This window comes from Streptococcus mitis, from assembly GCF_946190325.1.
Classification (GTDB): Bacteria; Bacillota; Bacilli; order Lactobacillales; family Streptococcaceae; genus Streptococcus; species Streptococcus mitis_CF.
This window is the reverse complement of sequence record NZ_CAMHZR010000009.1, coordinates 13555-32598: the sequence shown is the minus strand read 5'-3', so window position 1 is coordinate 32598 and position 19044 is coordinate 13555. Positions and strand designations below refer to the sequence as shown.

Sequence of the window (19044 nt, the reverse complement as noted above, 5' to 3'; positions counted from 1 at the left end):
ACAAAATGAGGTATTATCATGTCTAAGATTCTAGTATTTGGTCACCAAAATCCAGACTCAGATGCCATCGGGTCATCTGTAGCCTTTGCCTACCTTGCAAAAGAAGCTTATGGTTTGGATACGGAAGCTGTTGCCCTTGGAACTCCAAATGAAGAAACAGCCTTTGTCTTGAACTATTTTGGTGTGGAAGCACCGCGTGTTATTACTTCTGCTAAAGCAGAAGGAGCAGAGCAAGTTATCCTGACTGACCACAATGAATTCCAACAATCTGTATCAGATATCGCTGAAGTAGAAGTTTATGGTGTTGTGGATCACCACCGTGTGGCTAACTTTGAAACTGCAAGCCCACTATACATGCGTTTGGAGCCAGTTGGTTCAGCGTCTTCAATCGTTTACCGTATGTTCAAAGAACATGGTGTAGCTGTGCCTAAAGAGATTGCTGGTTTGATGCTTTCAGGTTTGATTTCAGATACCCTTCTTTTGAAATCACCAACAACACACCCAACAGATAAAGTTATTGCTCCTGAATTGGCTGAATTAGCTGGTGTGAACTTGGAAGAATATGGTTTGGCTATGTTGAAAGCTGGTACAAACTTAGCAAGCAAATCTGCTGACGAATTGATTGACATCGATGCTAAAACTTTTGAATTGAATGGAAACAATGTCCGTGTTGCTCAAGTAAACACAGTGGACATCGCTGAAGTTTTAGAACGTCAAGCAGAAATTGAAGCTGCAATGCAAGCTGCCAACGCAACAAATGGTTATTCTGACTTTGTATTGATGATTACAGATATCGTCAACTCAAACTCAGAAATCCTAGCACTTGGTGCTAACATGGACAAGGTTGAAGCGGCTTTCAACTTCAAACTTGAAAACAATCATGCCTTCCTTGCTGGTGCCGTTTCACGTAAGAAACAAGTGGTACCTCAATTGACTGAAAGCTTTAATGCTTAAGATTTTGAGTGTTAATTCAAATTAGGAAAGGCTAGTTTGACTTATATCGAAAGGAGTTTCGGCTCCTTTTTTTCTAGGAGTGAAGCATGTTAGAAAATGGCGATTTGATTTTTGTGAGAGATGAGTCAGATATGGGGCAGGCCATCCAGACTTCCACAGGCGACTATAACCATGTTGCGATTTATTTGGATGGGATGATTTACCATGCTAGTGGAAAGGCGGGTGTTATCTGTCAGGAACCAGCAGACTTCTTTGAGTCCAATCACTTGTACGACCTCTATGTTTACCCAGAAATGGATATCCAGTCTGTGAAGGAAAAAGCTTGCAAATATCTTGGAGCTCCCTACAATGCTTCTTTCTATCCAGATGGCGCTAGTTTCTACTGTTCCCAGTATATAGCAGAAATTCTACCGATTTTTGAAACTATTCCCATGAAATTTGGAGATGGGACTCAGGAGATTAGTGATTTTTGGAGGGAGTATTATAGGGAGATTGGTCTGCCTATTCCTTTGAACCAGCCGGGAACCAATCCTAGTCAGTTGGCAGCATCGCCTCTGTTAGAATGTAAAGAAAGGAATCTTCATGATTCAGATTTTTAATCCATCTCGTTTGACGAGACAGCCATTTTTTGGAGAATTAATTCGCTATCTGGACCAGCATGATGATGTTATTTTGAGAGAAATTAAGGCTCAATTTCCAGATGTGGCAGTTGATAAACTCATGGAAGAGTATATAAAGGCTGGTTTGATTCGTCGGGAAAATAAGCGTTATTACCTTAATCTTCCCATTCTTGAATCACTCGATAGTCTCGAACTGGATCAAGAGATTTTTGTCAGCGAAGATAGTCCGACCTATCAAGCCTTGTTGGAGCAGAGTTTTGAGACGGAATTGCGCAATCAAACCAATGCAGCTATTTTAGTTGAAAAGACGGACTTTGCGAGATCAAAAATGACCCTGTCTAATTATTTCTACAAGGTCAAACATCAGTATCCTTTGACAGAAAAACAGCAGGAACTCTATGACATTTTGGGAGATGTTAATCCTGAGTATGCTCTCAAATATATGACGACTTTTTTGTTGAAATTTCTCAGAAAAGACCAGCTTATACAGAAACGCCGTGATATCTTTGTGGATAGTTTGGTCGTCCTAGGTTATATTGTCCAAAATGAAGAGGGGAAGTATGAGTTGGCTATCGATTTGGATAAGGAGAGATTAACTTTCTACTTGGTCTGATTTCTTGTTTCTGAGCACATTGTTTGACTTTCCTTAGTATTCGGTATAAACTATATGTAACCGGTAACACATATCGGAATAAAATTAAAGGAGACAATCATATGTCACTTGAAAACAAATTGGAACAAGCAACAGGCGCTATCAAAGAAGGATTTGGTAAAGTTACTGGAGATGGCAAGACTGAAGCAGAAGGCGCTGTAGAAAAGACAGTTGCTAAGGCAAAAGAAGTAGTTGAAGATGCTAAAGGTGCTGTAGAAGGTGCCGTTGAAGGTTTGAAAAACGCTTTTAAATAAAAATAGAAAAAATCAAGGGTTTCATTTCCCTTGATTTTTTACTATCTTATAAATAATTTTCTGCGACGGCTGCATCTCCTGGATAGACTTCTTTCTTGCCTTGGACGATTTGGTAGCAATCGGCTCCCTTACCAGCAATAATAACTGCATCTAATTCGTGATTTGTGATAGCCATCGCTGCCTTGATGGCTTCTTGGCGATCCGCAATTTTTTCAACAGGATGATTGATGTAGCTACTAATTTCATCTGCAATGGCCATTGGGTCTTCATAGTTAGGGTCATCAGCAGTCAAAAAGACTTGAATCTCAGGGTGTTGATTGAGGAGGAGGCCAAAGTCCTTACGACGACTTTCTCCCTTATTTCCTGTCGAACCCAGAACCAGAGCAATCTTTCCAGTTTGATGAGTTTCTACAACATTGATTAGTTTTTTGAGACTGTCACCATTGTGGGCATAGTCGATGAAGACCTTGGCTCCGTTTTTCTGGGTGAGGACTTCCATACGACCAGGAACACGGGTAGCAGCGATTCCTTTTTTGATGTCCTCAAGACTAGCTCCGAGACGGAGACAAGCAAGTCCAGCAGCAACGGCATTTTCTTGATTGAAGTGCCCAATGAGTTGAATATCATAATCTCCAGCGAGTTTACCCGTAGCTGAAAAACTAAAGGCTTTGGAATTCTCGATTTGATTATTTGATTGGCTACCATAGAAATCATGGTCTTGATCTGCCACTTGTTCTTTCAAGACAGAAAAGTGGTCCATGTCACTGTTAATGATAACTGCTCGGCTATTTTCCATCAAGAGACGTTTGTGGTAGAAGTAGTCTTCAAAGCTAGGGTGTTCAATCGGGCCGATATGGTCGGGGCTGATATTGAGGAAAACTCCCACATCAAAGGTTAGACCATAGACACGTTTGACCAGATAGGCCTGACTGGAGACCTCCATGATGAGGTGAGTACGGTCATTTTGCACAGCTTGATTCATCATGTCAAAGAGGTCAATACTCTCAGGGGTTGTCAATGCAGACTTAAAGAAAGTCTTGCCATCTAGAGTTGTATTCATGGTCGAGAGCATAGCAGGTCGATGCCCTTGAGATAAAATGTTATAGGCGAAGTAGGCTGCTGTTGTTTTACCCTTAGTACCAGTAAAGGCAAGGAGTTTGAGTTTTTTCTGTGGATTGCCATAAAATTCCATAGCTACCAAACTCATGGCTTTCTTGATATCACTGACGATGATAGCAGGAATACCAACTTCATAATCTTTTTCAGCCACATACCAACCGAGGCCTTGAGAGATGGCAGAAATCAGGAATTCCTTCTTAAAGGCAGCACCCTTGACGAAAAAGAGGCTCTTCTCTTTGGCCTTGCGGCTATCATAGCAGATGGTGTCAAATACGACATGGCTGTAGTTGTAGTGATAATGTCCTTGGTCGATAATCTCACGGAAGAGACCATCGTTCTTTAAAATATCTAATACGGTTTCAATCTTAATCATACTTTCTATTGTAAACCGAAAGTCGTAAATTTACAAGTGACAAGGAAAAGTTTATAATGGAAGATGAGGAGTTTTTCCTAGTTATTAAAATCAAATGAGGAATCTATGTCTAACGAAAACAATCACCAGCAGGCCCAGATGTTACGGGGGACTGCTTGGCTAACGGCTAGTAACTTTATCAGTCGCCTACTTGGGGCTATTTATATTATCCCCTGGTATATCTGGATGGGATCTTATGCGGCTACAGCAAATGGTCTCTTTACTATGGGCTACAATATCTATGCCTGGTTTTTGCTGGTTTCAACAGCAGGTATTCCGGTTGCGGTGGCCAAGCAAGTGGCTAAGTACAATACCATGCGAGAAGAAGAGCATAGCTTTGCCCTGATTCGGAGCTTTTTAGGATTTATGACAGGACTAGGTCTTGTTTTTGCACTAGTCTTGTATGTCTTTGCTCCTTGGCTAGCAGACTTATCTGGCGTGGGCAAAGACTTAATCCCAATCATGCAGAGCTTGGCTTGGGCGGTCTTGATTTTCCCATCTATGAGTGTTATCCGAGGTTTCTTCCAAGGGATGAATAACCTGAAACCTTATGCCATGAGCCAAATCGCTGAGCAGGTCATTCGTGTTATCTGGATGCTCTTAGCTACCTTTATGATTATGAAAATGGGCTCAGGAGATTATCTAGCAGCGGTTACCCAATCCACCTTTGCTGCCTTTGTCGGCATGGTAGCTAGTTTTGCAGTTTTGATCTATTTCCTTGCTAAAGAAGGATTACTTAAAAGAGTCCTTGAAACAGGAGATAAGATAAACAGCAAGCGTCTTTTGGTCGACACCATTAAGGAAGCCATTCCTTTTATCTTGACAGGGTCTGCTATCCAGCTTTTCCAGATTTTGGACCAGATGACCTTTATCAATAGTATGAGTTGGTTTACCAACTATAGTAATGAAGACTTGGTTGTCATGTTTTCTTATTTCTCTGCCAATCCTAATAAAATCACTATGATTTTGATTTCTGTTGGGGTTTCGATTGGGAGTGTAGGGTTGCCACTTTTGACTGAAAACTATGTCAAGGGAGACTTGAAGGCGGCTTCTCGTCTCGTTCAGGACAGCATTACCATGCTTTTCTTATTCCTGCTTCCAGCAACGGTTGGAGTAGTCATGGTAGGAGAACCTCTCTATACTGTCTTCTATGGCAAGCCAGATAGTTTGGCTATGGGCTTGTTTGTCTTTGCAGTTTTGCAGTCTACTATTTTAGGCTTGTACATGGTCTTGTCTCCAATGCTTCAGGCAATGTTCCGCAACCGCAAGGCAGTTCTCTATTTTATCTATGGTTCCATTGCCAAGCTGGTCTTGCAACTTCCAACCATCGCTATCTTCCACAGTTACGGACCTTTGATTTCTACAACCATCGGTCTCATTATTCCTAATGTTTTGATGTATCGGGATATTTGTAAGGTAACAGGTGTCAAGCGCAAGGTGATTTTGAAGCGAACCATTTTAATCAGTTTGTTGACTTTTGTTATGTTTATCAGTGTAGGTGCTATCCAGTGGGTACTGGGATTTGTCTTCCAACCAAGTGGACGTTTGTGGAGTTTCCTATATGTAGCCCTTGTCGGTGCCATGGGTGGAGGTGTTTATGGAGTTATGAGTCTCCGTACCCGTTTGTTGGATAAGGTGATTGGAAAAGCTCAAGCAGATCGCTTACGAATCAAATTAAAGTTAACTTAAAAAATATTTATAAATAAAAGGGATAATTTGAACATTTCTATCATGAAATGCTTGGATTATTCTCTTTTTATTATTTTGTAGAATAATTTCTATAGTTTGTAGATAGAAATTTTATTTTTCTTAAATTTTACTTAAAAAGCTATTGACTAAATAAAACTCAAGTTGTATAATAAGACAAATATTTAAATCAGGAGGTTCTGGAGATGAAAAAGTCTAAAGCCAAGTATGCAACGCTTGCAGGTGTCGTGTTAAGTGCAGGTATTTTGTTAAGTGCCTGTGGAAATTCTAGCACAGGGTCAAAAACATACAATTATGTTTATTCAAGTGATCCATCTAGTTTGAACTATCTAGCAGAAAACCGTTCAACAACTACTGATATTGTGACCAACCTGGTAGATGGTCTCATGGAAAATGACCAATATGGGAACTATGTCCCATCCTTGGCTGAGGATTGGAGTGTTTCTAAGGACGGTTTGACCTATACCTACAAACTGCGGAAAGATGCTAAATGGTATACTGCAGATGGAGATGAATATGCTCCTGTAACTGCCCAAGATTTTGTCACTGGTTTGAAATATGCGGCTGATAAAAAATCAGAAGCCTTGTACTTAGTGCAAGAATCCGTTGCAGGTTTAGATGACTATATCACTGGTAAAACAAGCGACTTTTCAACTGTCGGAGTCAAGGCTCTTGATGACCAAACCGTTCAATATACCTTGGCACGACCAGAACCTTACTGGAACTCAAAAACAACCTCAACTATTCTCTTCCCAGTCAATGCGGATTTCTTGAAATCAAAAGGGGATGATTTTGGCAAGGTAGATCCATCTAGCATTTTGTACAATGGACCTTTCTTGATGAAATCCTTTGTTTCAAAATCGGTCATCGAATACAAGAAAAATCCTAACTACTGGGATGCTAAAAATGTCTTTGTAGATGATGTGAAATTGACTTATTTTGATGGTAGTGACCAAGATGCGTTAGCACGTAATTTTACCGAAGGTGTTTATAGCTATGCTCGTCTCTATCCAAACAGTTCAAGCTTTGAAGGGATTAAAGAAAAGAATAAGGACAATATCATCTATAGCATGCAAGATGCTACTTCTTACTTCTTAAACTTCAACTTGGATAGAAAATCTTATAAATTCACTTCCAAGACAAGTGATGCTGAAAAGAAATCGACTCAGGAAGCGGTTCTCAATAAAAACTTCCGTCAAGCCATTAACTTTGCCTATGACCGTACGGCCTATGGAGCTCAGTCTCAGGGAGAAGAGGGGGCAACTAAGATTTTGCGTAACCTCGTCGTTCCTCCAAACTTCGTAAGTATCAACGGAAAAGACTTTGGCGAAGTAGTAGCCTCTAAGATGGTCAACTATGGCAAGGAATGGCAAGGAATCAACTTTGCAGATGCCCAAGATCCATACTACAATCCAGAAAAAGCTAAGGCTAAATTTGCAGAAGCTAAGAAAGAACTCCAAGCCAAAGGAGTCCAATTCCCTATACACTTAGATAAAACTATAGATTTGGCTAATAAGGCTGAAATTCAAGGAATCAATTCCATGAAGCAATCAATAGAATCTGTCTTAGGTGCAGATAATGTTGTGATTGATGTTCATCAACTTTCTACAGAGGACTATGAAAGTTCAGGTTATCTTGCTCAAACTGCAGCTCAGAAGGATTATGATCTTTACAATGGTGGTTGGACTCCAGACTATCAAGATCCTTCAACCTATCTTGACGTCTTTAACGTTAATTCTGGTGGTTTGATGCAAAATCTAGGTATAGAGCCAGGTGAAGCCAATGACAAGGCCAAGGCTGTTGGACTAGATGTCTACACTCAAATGTTGGAAGAAGCCAATAAGGAGCAAGATCCAGCTAAACGTTATGAAAAATATGCAGATGCCCAAGCTTGGTTAGTAGATAGCTCTCTAGCAATTCCAAATGTTTCACTAGGCGGAACACCAACATTGAGAAAAATTGTTCCTTTCTCAACACCATATTCATTGGCTGGTAATAAAGGGGTTGAATCATATAAATACCTCAAATTACAAGATAAGACAGTTACAAAAGACGAATATGAAAAAGCCAAAGAAAAATGGCTGAAAGAAAAAGAAGAATCCAATAAAAAAGCCCAAGAAGAATTGGCAAAACATGTCAAATAAGGATTTTTCAAGAAAAACGATGGTTTCGAAGGAAACTATCGTTTTTTAATAGAATAACGTTAAATTCAGATTAAAAACGCTTACATTTTTGGATTGTTTATTTGAATTATGATATAATAAATATGATAAAAATATAAAAAGTTATTTTCGAAAGTCTCTTCCAGCGTTAATGGAAGTATGCACATGCTAGGGTAATGTTATAGGAGGGATGCCATTTACTGGAAAAGTAAGATAAAATGCAACAAATGATAAGTTCTTCTTTATGTGAAGAGTTTTTATCGGCCTGTTTACTAATCATTATGGAGGTATCATCATGGGCGCTATTATGGAGTTTGCAACAGAAAAACAGATTGCATCATTTCTTTTAACTTGTCACATTGAAGGGCAAAAGAATTTTCTGATGTCTTTTAAGAAAAAGACATGGCTGAAATCCTTTATTGATTTTTTCATTATAGGAGGTAGTTACTATGTTCAGTCGAGTGTGAAGCCTAAGATTCTGGCATTCACACCTAAGGGAATCTACTTGATGGACATCAGTGATGTAACAGAAAATCATTCTAATCAAGTCGTAGAGATGCCTTGGAATCAAGTTAAAGATTTTACTTATAAGCCAGTCTTGAATGCAGTTAGGCTGAATTGGAACTATCAAAATGAAGCCTATATTTTTTCCGTGGATGTCGGTCAGATTGGTCAGCATGTGGGCCAATATCAATTTAACAAAGAGCATTATGACTATTTAGCCCAACAGGATTTCTTTCAGTCTAAGTAAGCACTCGCAATCATTTTCACAAAAGAATCTGGAAGCTTTTCTGGATTCTTTTTTAGCTTTACTCGATAAGTGTATAGTTTGAAACTATAACTAGCTCTTGAAAAGAAGAAAATGAGTTGATGAAAATAAGTGGTACAATAGTTACTATAGATTTGGAGGTATTGTATGAGCAAGGAATTACACATCAACACAATTTTGGCCCAGGCGGGTATCAAGTCAGACGAAGCGACAGGTGCATTGGTGACACCGCTTCATTTTTCAACGACCTATCAGCATCCAGAGTTTGGTAAATCTACTGGATTTGACTATACGCGTACAAAAAACCCAACTCGCAGTAAGGCGGAAGAAGTCTTGGCAGCTATTGAGTCCGCAGACTACGCTCTAGCTACTAGCTCAGGGATGTCAGCTATTGTGTTAGCTTTTAGCGTCTTTCCGGTAGGTAGTAAGGTCTTGGCTGTCCGTGACCTTTATGGTGGTTCTTTCCGCTGGTTTAATCAAGTGGAGCAGGAAGGCCGTTTCCATTTTACCTATGCCAATACAGAAGAAGAGTTGATTACCGAGTTAGAAAAGGACGTAGATGTTCTCTATATCGAAACCCCAACCAATCCCTTGATGTTGGAGTTTGATATCGAAAAACTAGCAAAATTAGCTCATGCTAAGGGTGCCAAAGTGGTGGTGGACAATACCTTCTACAGCCCTATCTACCAACGTCCGATTGAAGATGGAGCAGATATCGTTCTTCATTCAGCAACCAAGTATCTAGCAGGCCACAATGATGTCTTGGCTGGAGTTGTTGTGACCAATAGTGTAGAATTATACGAAAAGCTTTTCTACAATCTCAATACGACAGGGGCAGTCTTGTCTCCATTTGACAGTTATCAATTGATTCGTGGTCTCAAGACCTTGTCCCTTCGTATGGAGCGCTCAACAGCTAACGCCCAAGAAGTGGTTGCCTTTTTGAAGGATTCTCCAGCAGTTAAGGAAGTTCTCTACACTGGTCGTGGAGGCATGATTTCCTTTAAAGTAGCGGATGAAACACGCATTCCTCACATTTTAAACAGCCTCAAGGTCTTCTCTTTTGCAGAAAGTTTGGGTGGGGTAGAAAGTCTCATTACTTATCCAACGACGCAAACTCATGCTGATATTCCAGCAGAAGTGCGCCACTCTTATGGTTTGACAGATGACCTCTTGCGCTTGTCAATTGGGATTGAGGATGCTAGAGATTTGATTGCAGATTTGCGCCAAGCTTTGGAAGGATAAGACAAAGATGGGAAAATATGATTTTACAAGCCTGCCCAATCGTTTAGGGCATCATACCTATAAATGGAAAGAAGCAGAAACGGATAGTGAAGTCCTACCAGCTTGGATAGCGGATATGGACTTTGTAGTCTTGCCTGAAATCCGCCAAGCTGTGCAAACTTACGCTGATCAACTGGTTTATGGCTATACCTATGCCAGTGAAGAGTTAATTAAGGAAGTTCAAAAGTGGGAAGCTACACAACACGGTTACCACTTTGACAAAGAGGCTCTTGTCTTCATCGAGGGTGTGGTACCAGCCATCTCAACAGCTATTCAAGCCTTTACGAAAGAAGGCGAGGCAGTTTTGATTAACACACCTGTCTATCCACCCTTTGCACGCAGTGTCAAGTTGAACAATCGTAGATTGATTACCAATTCTTTGGTGGAAAAGGATGGTCTGTTTGAGATTGACTTTGACCAACTGGAGAAGGATTTGGTGGAAGAGGAGGTCAAACTCTATATTCTTTGCAACCCTCACAATCCTGGTGGACGTGTTTGGGAAAAAGAAGTGTTGGAGAAGATTGGCCAACTCTGCCAAAAACACGGTGTTTTCTTGGTTTCGGATGAGATTCACCAAGATTTGGCCCTCTTTGGTCACAAGCATCATTCCTTCAATACCATCAATCCTGACTTTAAAGAATTTGCTATCGTCTTGACCAGTGCCACTAAAACCTTTAACATCGCTGGGACAAAAAATTCATATGCAGTTATTGAAAATCCTAAGTTGCGAGTGGCTTACCAGAAACGCCAATTGGCCAATAACCAGCATGAAATTTCAGGCTTGGGTTATTTGGCGACAGAAGCTGCCTATCGATACGGTAAAGATTGGTTAGAGGAACTCAAGCAAGTCTTTGAAGACCACATCAATTATGTGGTGGATTTATTTGGAAAAGAGACTAAAATCAAGGTCATGAAACCGCAAGGAACCTACTTGATTTGGCTTGATTTTTCAGCCTATGACCTGACTGATGAAAAATTACAAGAGCTTTTGAGAAATGAAGCCAAGGTTATCCTCAATCGTGGTTTGGATTTTGGAGAGGAAGGGAGTCTCCATGCCCGTCTCAATGTAGCTATGCCTAAATCTCTGCTGCAAGAAGTGTGTCAGCGAATTGTGACGACTTTTGCTAAACTTTAAAAATCCAGCCTTCTAGGAGAAAAGTCATCCTAGAAGGCTATTTTCATAGGGGAAAATATGGTATAATAAAAAGATAAGGTAAAGGTAAAAATATGGCTAAATTGATTCCGGGGAAAGTCCGTATCGAAGGCGTTGCCCTTTATGAAACTGGTAAGGTTGACATCATCAAGGAAAAGAATAATCGGCTCTACGCTCGCGTGGCAGAAGAAGAACTGCGCTATAGTTTAGAGGATGATTTGGTTTTTTGTGCCTGCGATTTTTTCCAAAAGAGGGGCTACTGTGTGCATTTGGCAGCTCTGGAGCATTTTCTGAAAAATGATGAGCGTGGTCAGGAAATCTTGCAAAGTCTGGAAGAAGGTCATGAGGAAAAAGAGGCCGTTGAAACCAAGGTGACCTTGGGTGGAAAATTTTTGGAACGAATCTTATCTCCAAAATCAGACCGAGCCTATGAGTTGTCAGCTTTGGGTCAGGTGGAAGCAGGAAGCAATCGTATCTTGTGGACCCTGAGAATCGGGCAAATCAATAGCCAAAAATACTACGTCATTCGGGATATTCCACTCTTTTTAAAAGTCGTCGAGAAGAGAAAACCTTATATGATTGGTAAAACTTATGAGGAGTCTCTGTCTTGGGAAGCCTTTAATGAGGAAAGTCAAGAGCTTCTGACTTTCTTACGCGGACTAATGGAGGAAGGACTGGCTCCAGAGCTTTTTTTCCAAAACCAAGGTCGGCACCTCTTTTTTCCTCTGACCTTTTTTGAGCAGGGTGTGGATTTACTGATGGCCTTGCCCCATTTTCAATTTGACCATCAAGTGGATAGCTACCAAACCCTACTTTTTCAGGATTTGCATGCTGATGCCAATCTATTTGCCTTTACAGTAACAGAATACTCGGATTATTTTGAAATGGAAATCAGTGAGAGTCCAAGGGTCAATGTCTTTTATCAGGGAGCTGTGCTTTTCCATAAAGGTCAGGTTTATTTTCTAACAGACCAGCAGATGCGTCTTCTCAAGGAAATCAAAGCGCTGCCTTTGGATCAACATGGAAAGAAATACCTGCAATTTGATAGTAGTGATCGAGACAAATTGGCTTCCTGTCTAACGCTCTTTGGCCAAATGGGCACCGTTTCAGCTCCAGAACGTCTACAAATCAAAACTTTTGCACCCTCTTTTTATTTTGACAGGGAAGAGGATAATCGGATTCGTTTAGAAATTCAGTTTGATTATGGAGATAAGCAGGTATCTAGCCGACAAGAGTTAGAAGAATTACCATTTTCGAGTGATGCTGACTTAGAAGAAAGAGTTTTTCAAATCTGTTTGGCAGCGGGATTTGAAGCAGACTTTCAATCTTGGCGTCAGGCCTTAAAAGCAGAGTCTGTCTATCATTTCTTCCATGAAATCATTCCAGTTTTTGAAAAACTCGGGCATGTTAACCTATCAGACAAGTTAGAAGAACTATATAGTCTAGCGAGTCCTCAAGTGCAGATTGCTTCCAAGGGAGGTCTCTTGGAAATCCAATTTGATTTTCAAGATATTGCCCAAGAGGAAATTGACCAAGCCATGCAGGCCTTGGTTGCCAACAAGGATTTTTATATTGATTCGTCCAATCAAGTCTACTTTTTCGATGAAGAAACCAAGAAAATTCGCCAGAATCTACAGGAACTAGGACAATTTGAATTAAAAGATGGGGCCTTGCAGGCTCGAAAATCCTTAGCTTATAGTTTAGCTCATCTCTTTGAAGGACGTGACCGTGTTTCTTTTTCACAAGAATTCCAGAATTTGGCCCACGATTTGACGCATCCAGAGGACTTCCCTAGACAAGCAACTCAGGTTCAGGCTGATTTGCGAGATTATCAGGAAAAGGGAATCGGCTGGTTGCAGATGCTCAATCATTATGGTTTTGGTGGGATTTTAGCTGATGATATGGGACTTGGTAAAACTCTTCAGACCATTGCTTTTTTGACCAGTCAAGTGACCAAAGAAAGTCGGGTTTTGATTTTAGCGCCGTCAGGTTTGATTTACAACTGGGCAGATGAATTTCAGAAATTTGCTCCACAGTTGGATGTGGCTGTTGTTCATGGCTTGAAAGCTAGTCGTGAAGAGATTCTTGCTGAGAGCCATCAAATCTATGTGACGAGTTATGCTACCTTCCGTCAGGACAGTGAGCTTTATCAGGGGATGGCCTTTGACTTCCTTTTCTTAGATGAGGCTCAGGTCATGAAAAATGCCCAAACTAAGATTGCTCAGACCTTGAGACAATTTGTGGTGCCGTCAGTTTTTGCCTTGTCAGGAACTCCGATTGAAAACCATCTGGGTGAGTTGTGGTCTATTTTCCAAATCGTCATGCCGGGACTTTTGCCAAGCAAGAAAGAATTTATGAAATTACCAGCTGAGCGCGTTGCTCAGTTTATCAAACCTTTCGTGATGCGACGTAAGAAAGAAGAAGTTCTGACTGAATTACCAGACTTAATCGAAGTGGTTTATAAAAATGAACTGGAAGACCAGCAAAAGGCTATTTACCTAGCCCAGTTGCAACAGATGCGAGACCGTCTGGCTCAAGTGTCAGATCAGGAATTTCAGCGAAGTCGTGTGGAAATCTTGTCTGGTCTGATGCGCTTGCGTCAAATCTGTGACACTCCTGCCCTCTTTATGGAAGATTATCAGGGAGCCAGTGGCAAACTGGATAGTCTTCGAGACCTGCTACTACAGGTGGCAGACGGCGGACACCGTGTCTTGATTTTCTCGCAGTTCAAGGGAATGTTGGAGAAAATTGAACAAGAATTGCCAGACTTGGGCTTGACTTCCTTTAAAATTACCGGTTCGACCCCAGCCAAGGAAAGACAAGATATGACCAAAGCCTTTAACCAAGGGGAAAGAGATGCCTTTCTGATTTCCCTCAAGGCTGGTGGTGTCGGTCTGAATCTGACAGGTGCTGATACGGTTATTTTGGTTGACCTTTGGTGGAATCCTGCGGTGGAAGCGCAAGCTATTGGCCGTGCCCATCGGATAGGTCAGGAAGAAACGGTTGAGGTTTATCGCTTAGTGACCAGGGGAACCATTGAAGAAAAAATTCAGGAACTCCAAGAACAAAAGAAACATCTAGTGTCACAAGTATTGGATGGAACAGAGTCACGTGGCAGTCTCAGCCTAGCAGAAATTAGAGAAATTTTGGGAATTTCTGAAGCCAGCACTTGAAAAATAAAGACAATACGCTATAATGAAGTGTTGAAAGGAAATAGAAAATGAGAGAAGAACGATTTCCATTGGTGTCAGATGATGAGATCATGTTGACTGAGATGCCGGTTATGGACCTCTATGATGAATCTGACTTTATCAGTAATATCAAGGGAGAATACCGTGATAAGAATTATCTGGAGTGGGCCCCTATTACCGAAGAAAAACCAGTAAAACAGATTGAAAAGCCCGTAGAGAAACCTAAGAAGTCTGGTTTAGGAGTTAAAAAAGAAGGAAAAAGCTATGCGGAGGTGGCACGTGAAGAAGCGCGTGCGGACTTGAAAAAGAAACGTTCAGCAAGTTATCTGACTAAGGATATTACTCCTACAAGGCGCCCTTCTCAGCAACGTTTGGATAGACAGGGCAATCAACCTACTGCGCCTTTCCAAAAGGAAAATCCTGGTGAATTTGTTAAATATAGTCAAAAATTGACCCAGTCTCATTACATCTTGGCGGAAGAAGTGAACAATATTTCGACTCAAGCTGAGCCAAAAGAAACTTCAGGCCCAAAGAAAAACAACTATGATTTTCTGAAGAAGAGCCAAATCTACAATAAAAAGAATCAACAAAAAGAACAAGAACGTCAGGTTGCCCAAGAGTTGAACCTGACAAGAATTACGGAATAGGGGAGAAAACATGTCAAAGACATATCATTTTATCGGAATTAAGGGATCAGGTATGAGTGCCTTGGCCTTGATGTTGCACCAAATGGGGCATAAGGTACAGGGTTCAGATGTTGAAAAATACTACTTTACTCAACGTGGTCTTGAGCAGGCAGGGATTACCATTCTTCCTTTTGATGAAAAGAATCTAGACGGTGATATGGAAATTATCGCTGGAAATGCCTTTCGTCCAGATAACAACGTCGAAATTGCCTATGCGGACCAAAATGGTATCAGCTACAAACGTTACCATGAGTTCCTAGGTAGCTTTATGCGCGACTTTGTTAGCATGGGAGTAGCTGGAGCACATGGAAAAACTTCAACTACAGGTATGTTGTCTCATGTCTTGTCTCATATCACAGATACTAGCTTCTTGATTGGAGATGGGACCGGTCGTGGTTCAGCCAATGCCAAATATTTTGTCTTCGAATCTGACGAATATGAGCGCCACTTCATGCCTTACCACCCAGAATATTCTATCATCACTAACATTGACTTTGACCATCCAGACTATTTCACAAGTCTAGAGGATGTTTTCAATGCCTTTAACGACTATGCTAAACAAATTACCAAAGGTTTGTTTATCTACGGAGAAGATGCTGAATTGCGTAAGATTACGTCTGATGCACCAATTTATTATTATGGTTTTGAAGCAGAAGGTAATGACTTTGTCGCTAGTGATCTTCTCCGTTCTACAACTGGTTCAACCTTCACTGTTCACTTCCGTGGACAAGAGTTGGGACAATTCCACATCCCAACCTTTGGTCGTCATAATATCATGAATGCGACAGCAGTCATCGGATTGCTGTACACAGCAGGCTTTGATTTGAACTTGGTGCGTGAACACTTGAAAACATTTGCCGGTGTTAAGCGTCGTTTCACAGAAAAAATTGTCAATGACACGGTGATTATCGATGATTTTGCCCACCATCCAACAGAAATCATTGCTACTTTGGATGCGGCTCGTCAAAAATATCCAAGTAAAGAGATCGTAGCAATCTTCCAACCGCATACCTTTACTAGAACTATTGCCCTGTTGGACGACTTTGCCCACGCTTTGAACCAGGCGGATGCAGTTTACCTAGCGCAAATTTATGGATCTGCTCGTGAAGTAGACCATGGTGATGTTAAGGTAGAAGACCTAGCCAATAAAATCAATAAGAAACACCAAGTGATCACTGTTGAAAATGTTTCTCCACTCCTAGACCATGACAATGCTGTTTACGTCTTTATGGGAGCAGGAGATATCCAAACCTATGAATACTCATTTGAGCGACTCTTGTCTAACTTGACAAGCAATGTTCAATAGGATTTTCCCATGGAAATTCCTATTAAGATCATTCAGGCAAGTAAGTCTGATTTGGCTGAGATAGAGGAACTTAAGGCTTCATCTTTTCCAGCTGAAAAGCAGCAACCTTCCCATATTTTAGAAGAAAGTATCCGTAAGTATGCGGATACCTTTCTTCTAGCTAGGGATGAAAATCAGCTTCTGGGCTATGTTCTAGGTGGTCCGCAGCCACATAATCCGCAATGTCTAGAAATGCATTCTTTAGTCATTGAGTCTGGCCATCAGAGACAGGGCTTGGGCACGCTTCTTCTTGCGGCTTTGAAAGAGGTGGCGGTTGAGCTGGATTACAAAGCTATTCGTTTGAAGAGTCCTGATGAGTTGCTATCCTATTTTGAAATGAACGGTTTTATTGATGAAGAAACTTCGCTTTATGCAACTAGCCAGGGTTTTAGTATGATTTGGTTTAATCCCTTTTATCTGGAGGCACAATGAAAATCAGACAAGCAAGATTAGAAGATTTGGATCGTATCGTTGAGATTGAACTAGAAAATTTCTCGATTGAAGAAGCCATTCCTCGCTCTGTTTTTGAAGCACATTTGCGAGAAATTCAGACCTCGTTTCTGGTTGCAGAAAAAGAAGGCAGAATCATGGGGTATATAGAAGGACCAGTTGGCCCCCAGCGTCATCTGCAAGACCAGTCCTTTACAGAGGAGATAGAAGACCATAGTCATGAGCCTGGTGGTTATATCTCTGTGACCTGTCTTTCTATTGCCAAGGAGGCACAGGGCCTTGGACTTGGCCAGAAATTATTAACAGCCTTGAAAGAGTTGGCGCTTGAACACGAAAGAGAAGGTATTAACCTAACCTGTCATGACTATCTCATCGCCTACTATGAAAAACATGGATTTGTCAATGAAGGCCAGTCCCAGTCAACCTTTGCAGGAGAAACCTGGTATGATATGGTCTGGGAAGCTAAAAAATAAGCTAGAAAAGCATGCTAGGTTGCTTTTCTTTCGTTTTTAAGATATAATATTATGGATTGTCAACGAGGAGGATAAACTTTTGAGTGAAAAGTCAAGAGAAGACGAAAAATTAAGCTTTAAAGAGCAGATTTTACGTGATTTAGAGAGAGTAAAAAAACAAGATAGAAGTGAGCAAGAAAACGAGATTACAAGTTTTGAAACTCCTTCATCTCAAGAAGATTCAGTAGTTCCTTCAACTCAAGAACATGAACCTTCAGCAGAAGAGTTGATGGCTAATTCTCTTTCTGTTGTGGATCAAATATTAAAGAATGCTCCTAGTGTTCCGTTACGTTCAAATGATATTTCGGATGAAATTGCAGCAAATGAAGAAGTTGCAGAATCTAAAGTTGAAGCGGCTGCTGAGCCTGTAGTTGAACCTGTAGAACCTATTTTTGAGCCAGTTCAACCAAAAGTAGAACCTGTAAAACTTAACGAAGACAAAGAATTTAACGAGATTCCAACAAAGGTTGCGGTGTCGTATAAAACAAGTAGACAACAGGAAGAAGTTAGTACTCCTGCAGTGGATAATGAGCTATCTGAGTCAGCTGAATCGGCAGATAGCCTAGGTTCAGTTCCTAGACGTAGTCGCCGTGAGACAGTTAAACCAGTTAAGAAGAAAAAATCACATTTGAAGGCATTCTTCATTTCTCTACTGATTTTCCTTGTCTTGATTTCGGCAGGTGGTTACTTCGGTTACCAGTATGTTCAATCATCTTTATTACCAGTTGATGCAAATTCTAAGGAATATGTAACGGTTCAAATCCCAGAGGGATCAAATGTCCAAGAAATCGGATCAACTCTTGAGCATTCTGGTGTGATTAAACACGGTGTGATTTTTGCTTTCTATGCAAAATATAAGAATTATTCAGATTTGAAGGCTGGATATTACAATTTGCAAAAGAGCATGAGTACAGAGGATATCATCAAGGAACTACAAAAAGGTGGTACAGCTCAGCCTCAAGAACCGTCACTTGCAGATTTGACCATTCCAGAAGGATATACCATTGATCAAATTGCCCAAGCTGTAGGCCAATTACAAGGTGAATTTAAAGAACCTTTGACAGCGGAAGCTTTCTTAGCTAAAGTGCAAGATGACAACTTTATCAGTCAAGAAGCTGCTAAATATCCAAACCTACTTGAAAGCTTGCCAACGAAAGAAAGTGGAGTTCGTTACCGTTTGGAAGGTTATCTTTTCCCAGCGACCTACTCTATCAAGGAAAGCACGACTATTGAAAGCTTGATTGATGAGATGTTGGCAGCCATGGATAAGACCTTGACTCCGCACTATAGTGCAATTAAGTCTAAGAACTTGACAGTTAATGAATTGCTAACAATTGCGTCACTTGTTGAAAAAGAAGGTGCTAAGACTGAAGATCGTAAGTTGATTGCAGGTGTCTTCTACAATCGTTTGAACCTTGGTATGCCACTTCAAAGCAATATCGCAATCTTGTATGCTCAAGGCAAACTTGGCCAAAATATCAGCCTAGCAGACGATGCTGGAATTGACACATCGATTAATTCACCATACAATGTTTATACAAAACCTGGTTTGATGCCTGGTCCAGTAGATAGTCCAAGTCAGGATGCGATTGAAGCAAGCATTAACCAAACAAAGAGTGAGAACCTCTACTTTGTAGCCAATGTTACAGATGGTAAAGTCTATTACGCAGTGACACAGGAAGAACATGATCGTAATGTAGCTGAACACGTCAATAGCAAACTTACTCAAAATAGTAGTTCAAACTAAGACTACAACAATGAGAATCTCAGATAGAGA

At 40.7% G+C, this 19044-nt stretch carries 16 protein-coding genes; 15 read left to right on the top strand and 1 reads right to left on the bottom strand.

Going from position 1 to position 19044, the window contains the following annotated elements; all coding sequences use genetic code 11:
• The first annotated feature begins 18 nt into the window (after positions 1-18).
• The 4 genes from N8M95_RS08680 (at position 19) to N8M95_RS08665 (ending at position 2480) form a co-directional block, all read left to right on the top strand.
• On the top strand, positions 19-954 hold the full coding sequence (locus tag N8M95_RS08680) for a manganese-dependent inorganic pyrophosphatase (RefSeq protein ID WP_261027703.1): 936 nt from the start codon (positions 19-21) through the stop codon (positions 952-954).
• Between the two features lie 86 nt (positions 955-1040).
• A complete protein-coding gene (locus N8M95_RS08675) occupies positions 1041-1553 on the top strand; it encodes a YiiX/YebB-like N1pC/P60 family cysteine hydrolase (protein WP_261117038.1) in 513 nt (170 codons plus the stop codon).
• Positions 1537-2187, top strand: coding sequence for a DUF1803 domain-containing protein (locus tag N8M95_RS08670; protein WP_261117037.1), 651 nt, complete (start codon positions 1537-1539; stop codon positions 2185-2187). The genes N8M95_RS08675 and N8M95_RS08670 overlap by 17 nt, the downstream gene beginning before the upstream one ends.
• Before the next feature lie 101 nt (positions 2188-2288).
• Positions 2289-2480 carry a CsbD family protein gene (locus N8M95_RS08665; protein WP_000051182.1) on the top strand — a complete coding sequence of 64 codons (192 nt, stop codon included), beginning with the start codon at positions 2289-2291 and terminating at the stop codon, positions 2478-2480.
• A 46-nt stretch (positions 2481-2526) separates the two neighbouring features.
• Here N8M95_RS08665 and N8M95_RS08660 read toward each other — a convergent pair whose 3' ends face one another.
• Positions 2527-3972, bottom strand: a complete 1446-nt coding sequence (locus N8M95_RS08660) for a UDP-N-acetylmuramoyl-L-alanyl-D-glutamate--L-lysine ligase (protein ID WP_261117036.1) — start codon at positions 3970-3972, stop codon at positions 2527-2529.
• Positions 3973-4077: 105 nt separating this feature from the next.
• Here N8M95_RS08660 and N8M95_RS08655 point away from each other — a divergent pair, with 105 nt between their 5' ends.
• From N8M95_RS08655 to mltG, 11 genes are all read left to right on the top strand, one after another.
• Entirely contained in the window at positions 4078-5700 is a 1623-nt protein-coding gene (locus N8M95_RS08655; protein WP_084926701.1) for a putative polysaccharide biosynthesis protein, read from the top strand.
• A gap of 203 nt (positions 5701-5903) precedes the next feature.
• Positions 5904-7862, top strand: a complete 1959-nt coding sequence (locus N8M95_RS08650) for a peptide ABC transporter substrate-binding protein (protein WP_084929696.1) — start codon at positions 5904-5906, stop codon at positions 7860-7862.
• Positions 7863-8175: 313 nt separating this feature from the next.
• On the top strand, positions 8176-8631 hold the full coding sequence (locus N8M95_RS08645) for a hypothetical protein (protein WP_084929695.1): 456 nt from the start codon (positions 8176-8178) through the stop codon (positions 8629-8631).
• Between the two features lie 165 nt (positions 8632-8796).
• Positions 8797-9891: a cystathionine gamma-synthase gene (locus N8M95_RS08640; RefSeq protein ID WP_084929693.1), complete on the top strand. Its 1095-nt coding sequence runs from the start codon at positions 8797-8799 to the stop codon at positions 9889-9891.
• Positions 9892-9898: 7 nt separating this feature from the next.
• Positions 9899-11065: a MalY/PatB family protein gene (locus N8M95_RS08635; RefSeq protein ID WP_261117035.1), complete on the top strand. Its 1167-nt coding sequence runs from the start codon at positions 9899-9901 to the stop codon at positions 11063-11065.
• Positions 11066-11157: 92 nt separating this feature from the next.
• The gene (locus N8M95_RS08630) at positions 11158-14256 is read left to right on the top strand and encodes a pilus expression-regulating Snf2 family helicase (RefSeq protein ID WP_261117034.1); all 3099 of its coding nucleotides are present in this window, start codon (positions 11158-11160) and stop codon (positions 14254-14256) included.
• 47 nt (positions 14257-14303) lie between these two features.
• Entirely contained in the window at positions 14304-14921 is a 618-nt protein-coding gene (locus tag N8M95_RS08625; protein ID WP_045607326.1) for a divisome accessory protein ZapJ, read from the top strand.
• A gap of 10 nt (positions 14922-14931) precedes the next feature.
• Positions 14932-16266: a UDP-N-acetylmuramate--L-alanine ligase gene (gene murC / locus N8M95_RS08620; RefSeq protein ID WP_000048084.1), complete on the top strand. Its 1335-nt coding sequence runs from the start codon at positions 14932-14934 to the stop codon at positions 16264-16266.
• 9 nt (positions 16267-16275) lie between these two features.
• Positions 16276-16737, top strand: a complete 462-nt coding sequence (locus N8M95_RS08615; protein WP_049547132.1) for a GNAT family N-acetyltransferase — start codon at positions 16276-16278, stop codon at positions 16735-16737.
• Entirely contained in the window at positions 16734-17228 is a 495-nt protein-coding gene (locus N8M95_RS08610) for a GNAT family N-acetyltransferase (RefSeq protein WP_261117033.1), read from the top strand. Before N8M95_RS08615 ends, N8M95_RS08610 begins: the two co-directional genes overlap by 4 nt.
• A 79-nt stretch (positions 17229-17307) precedes the next feature.
• A complete protein-coding gene (gene mltG, locus N8M95_RS08605; RefSeq protein ID WP_261117032.1) occupies positions 17308-19014 on the top strand; it encodes an endolytic transglycosylase MltG in 1707 nt (568 codons plus the stop codon).
• Positions 19015-19044 lie beyond the last annotated feature (30 nt).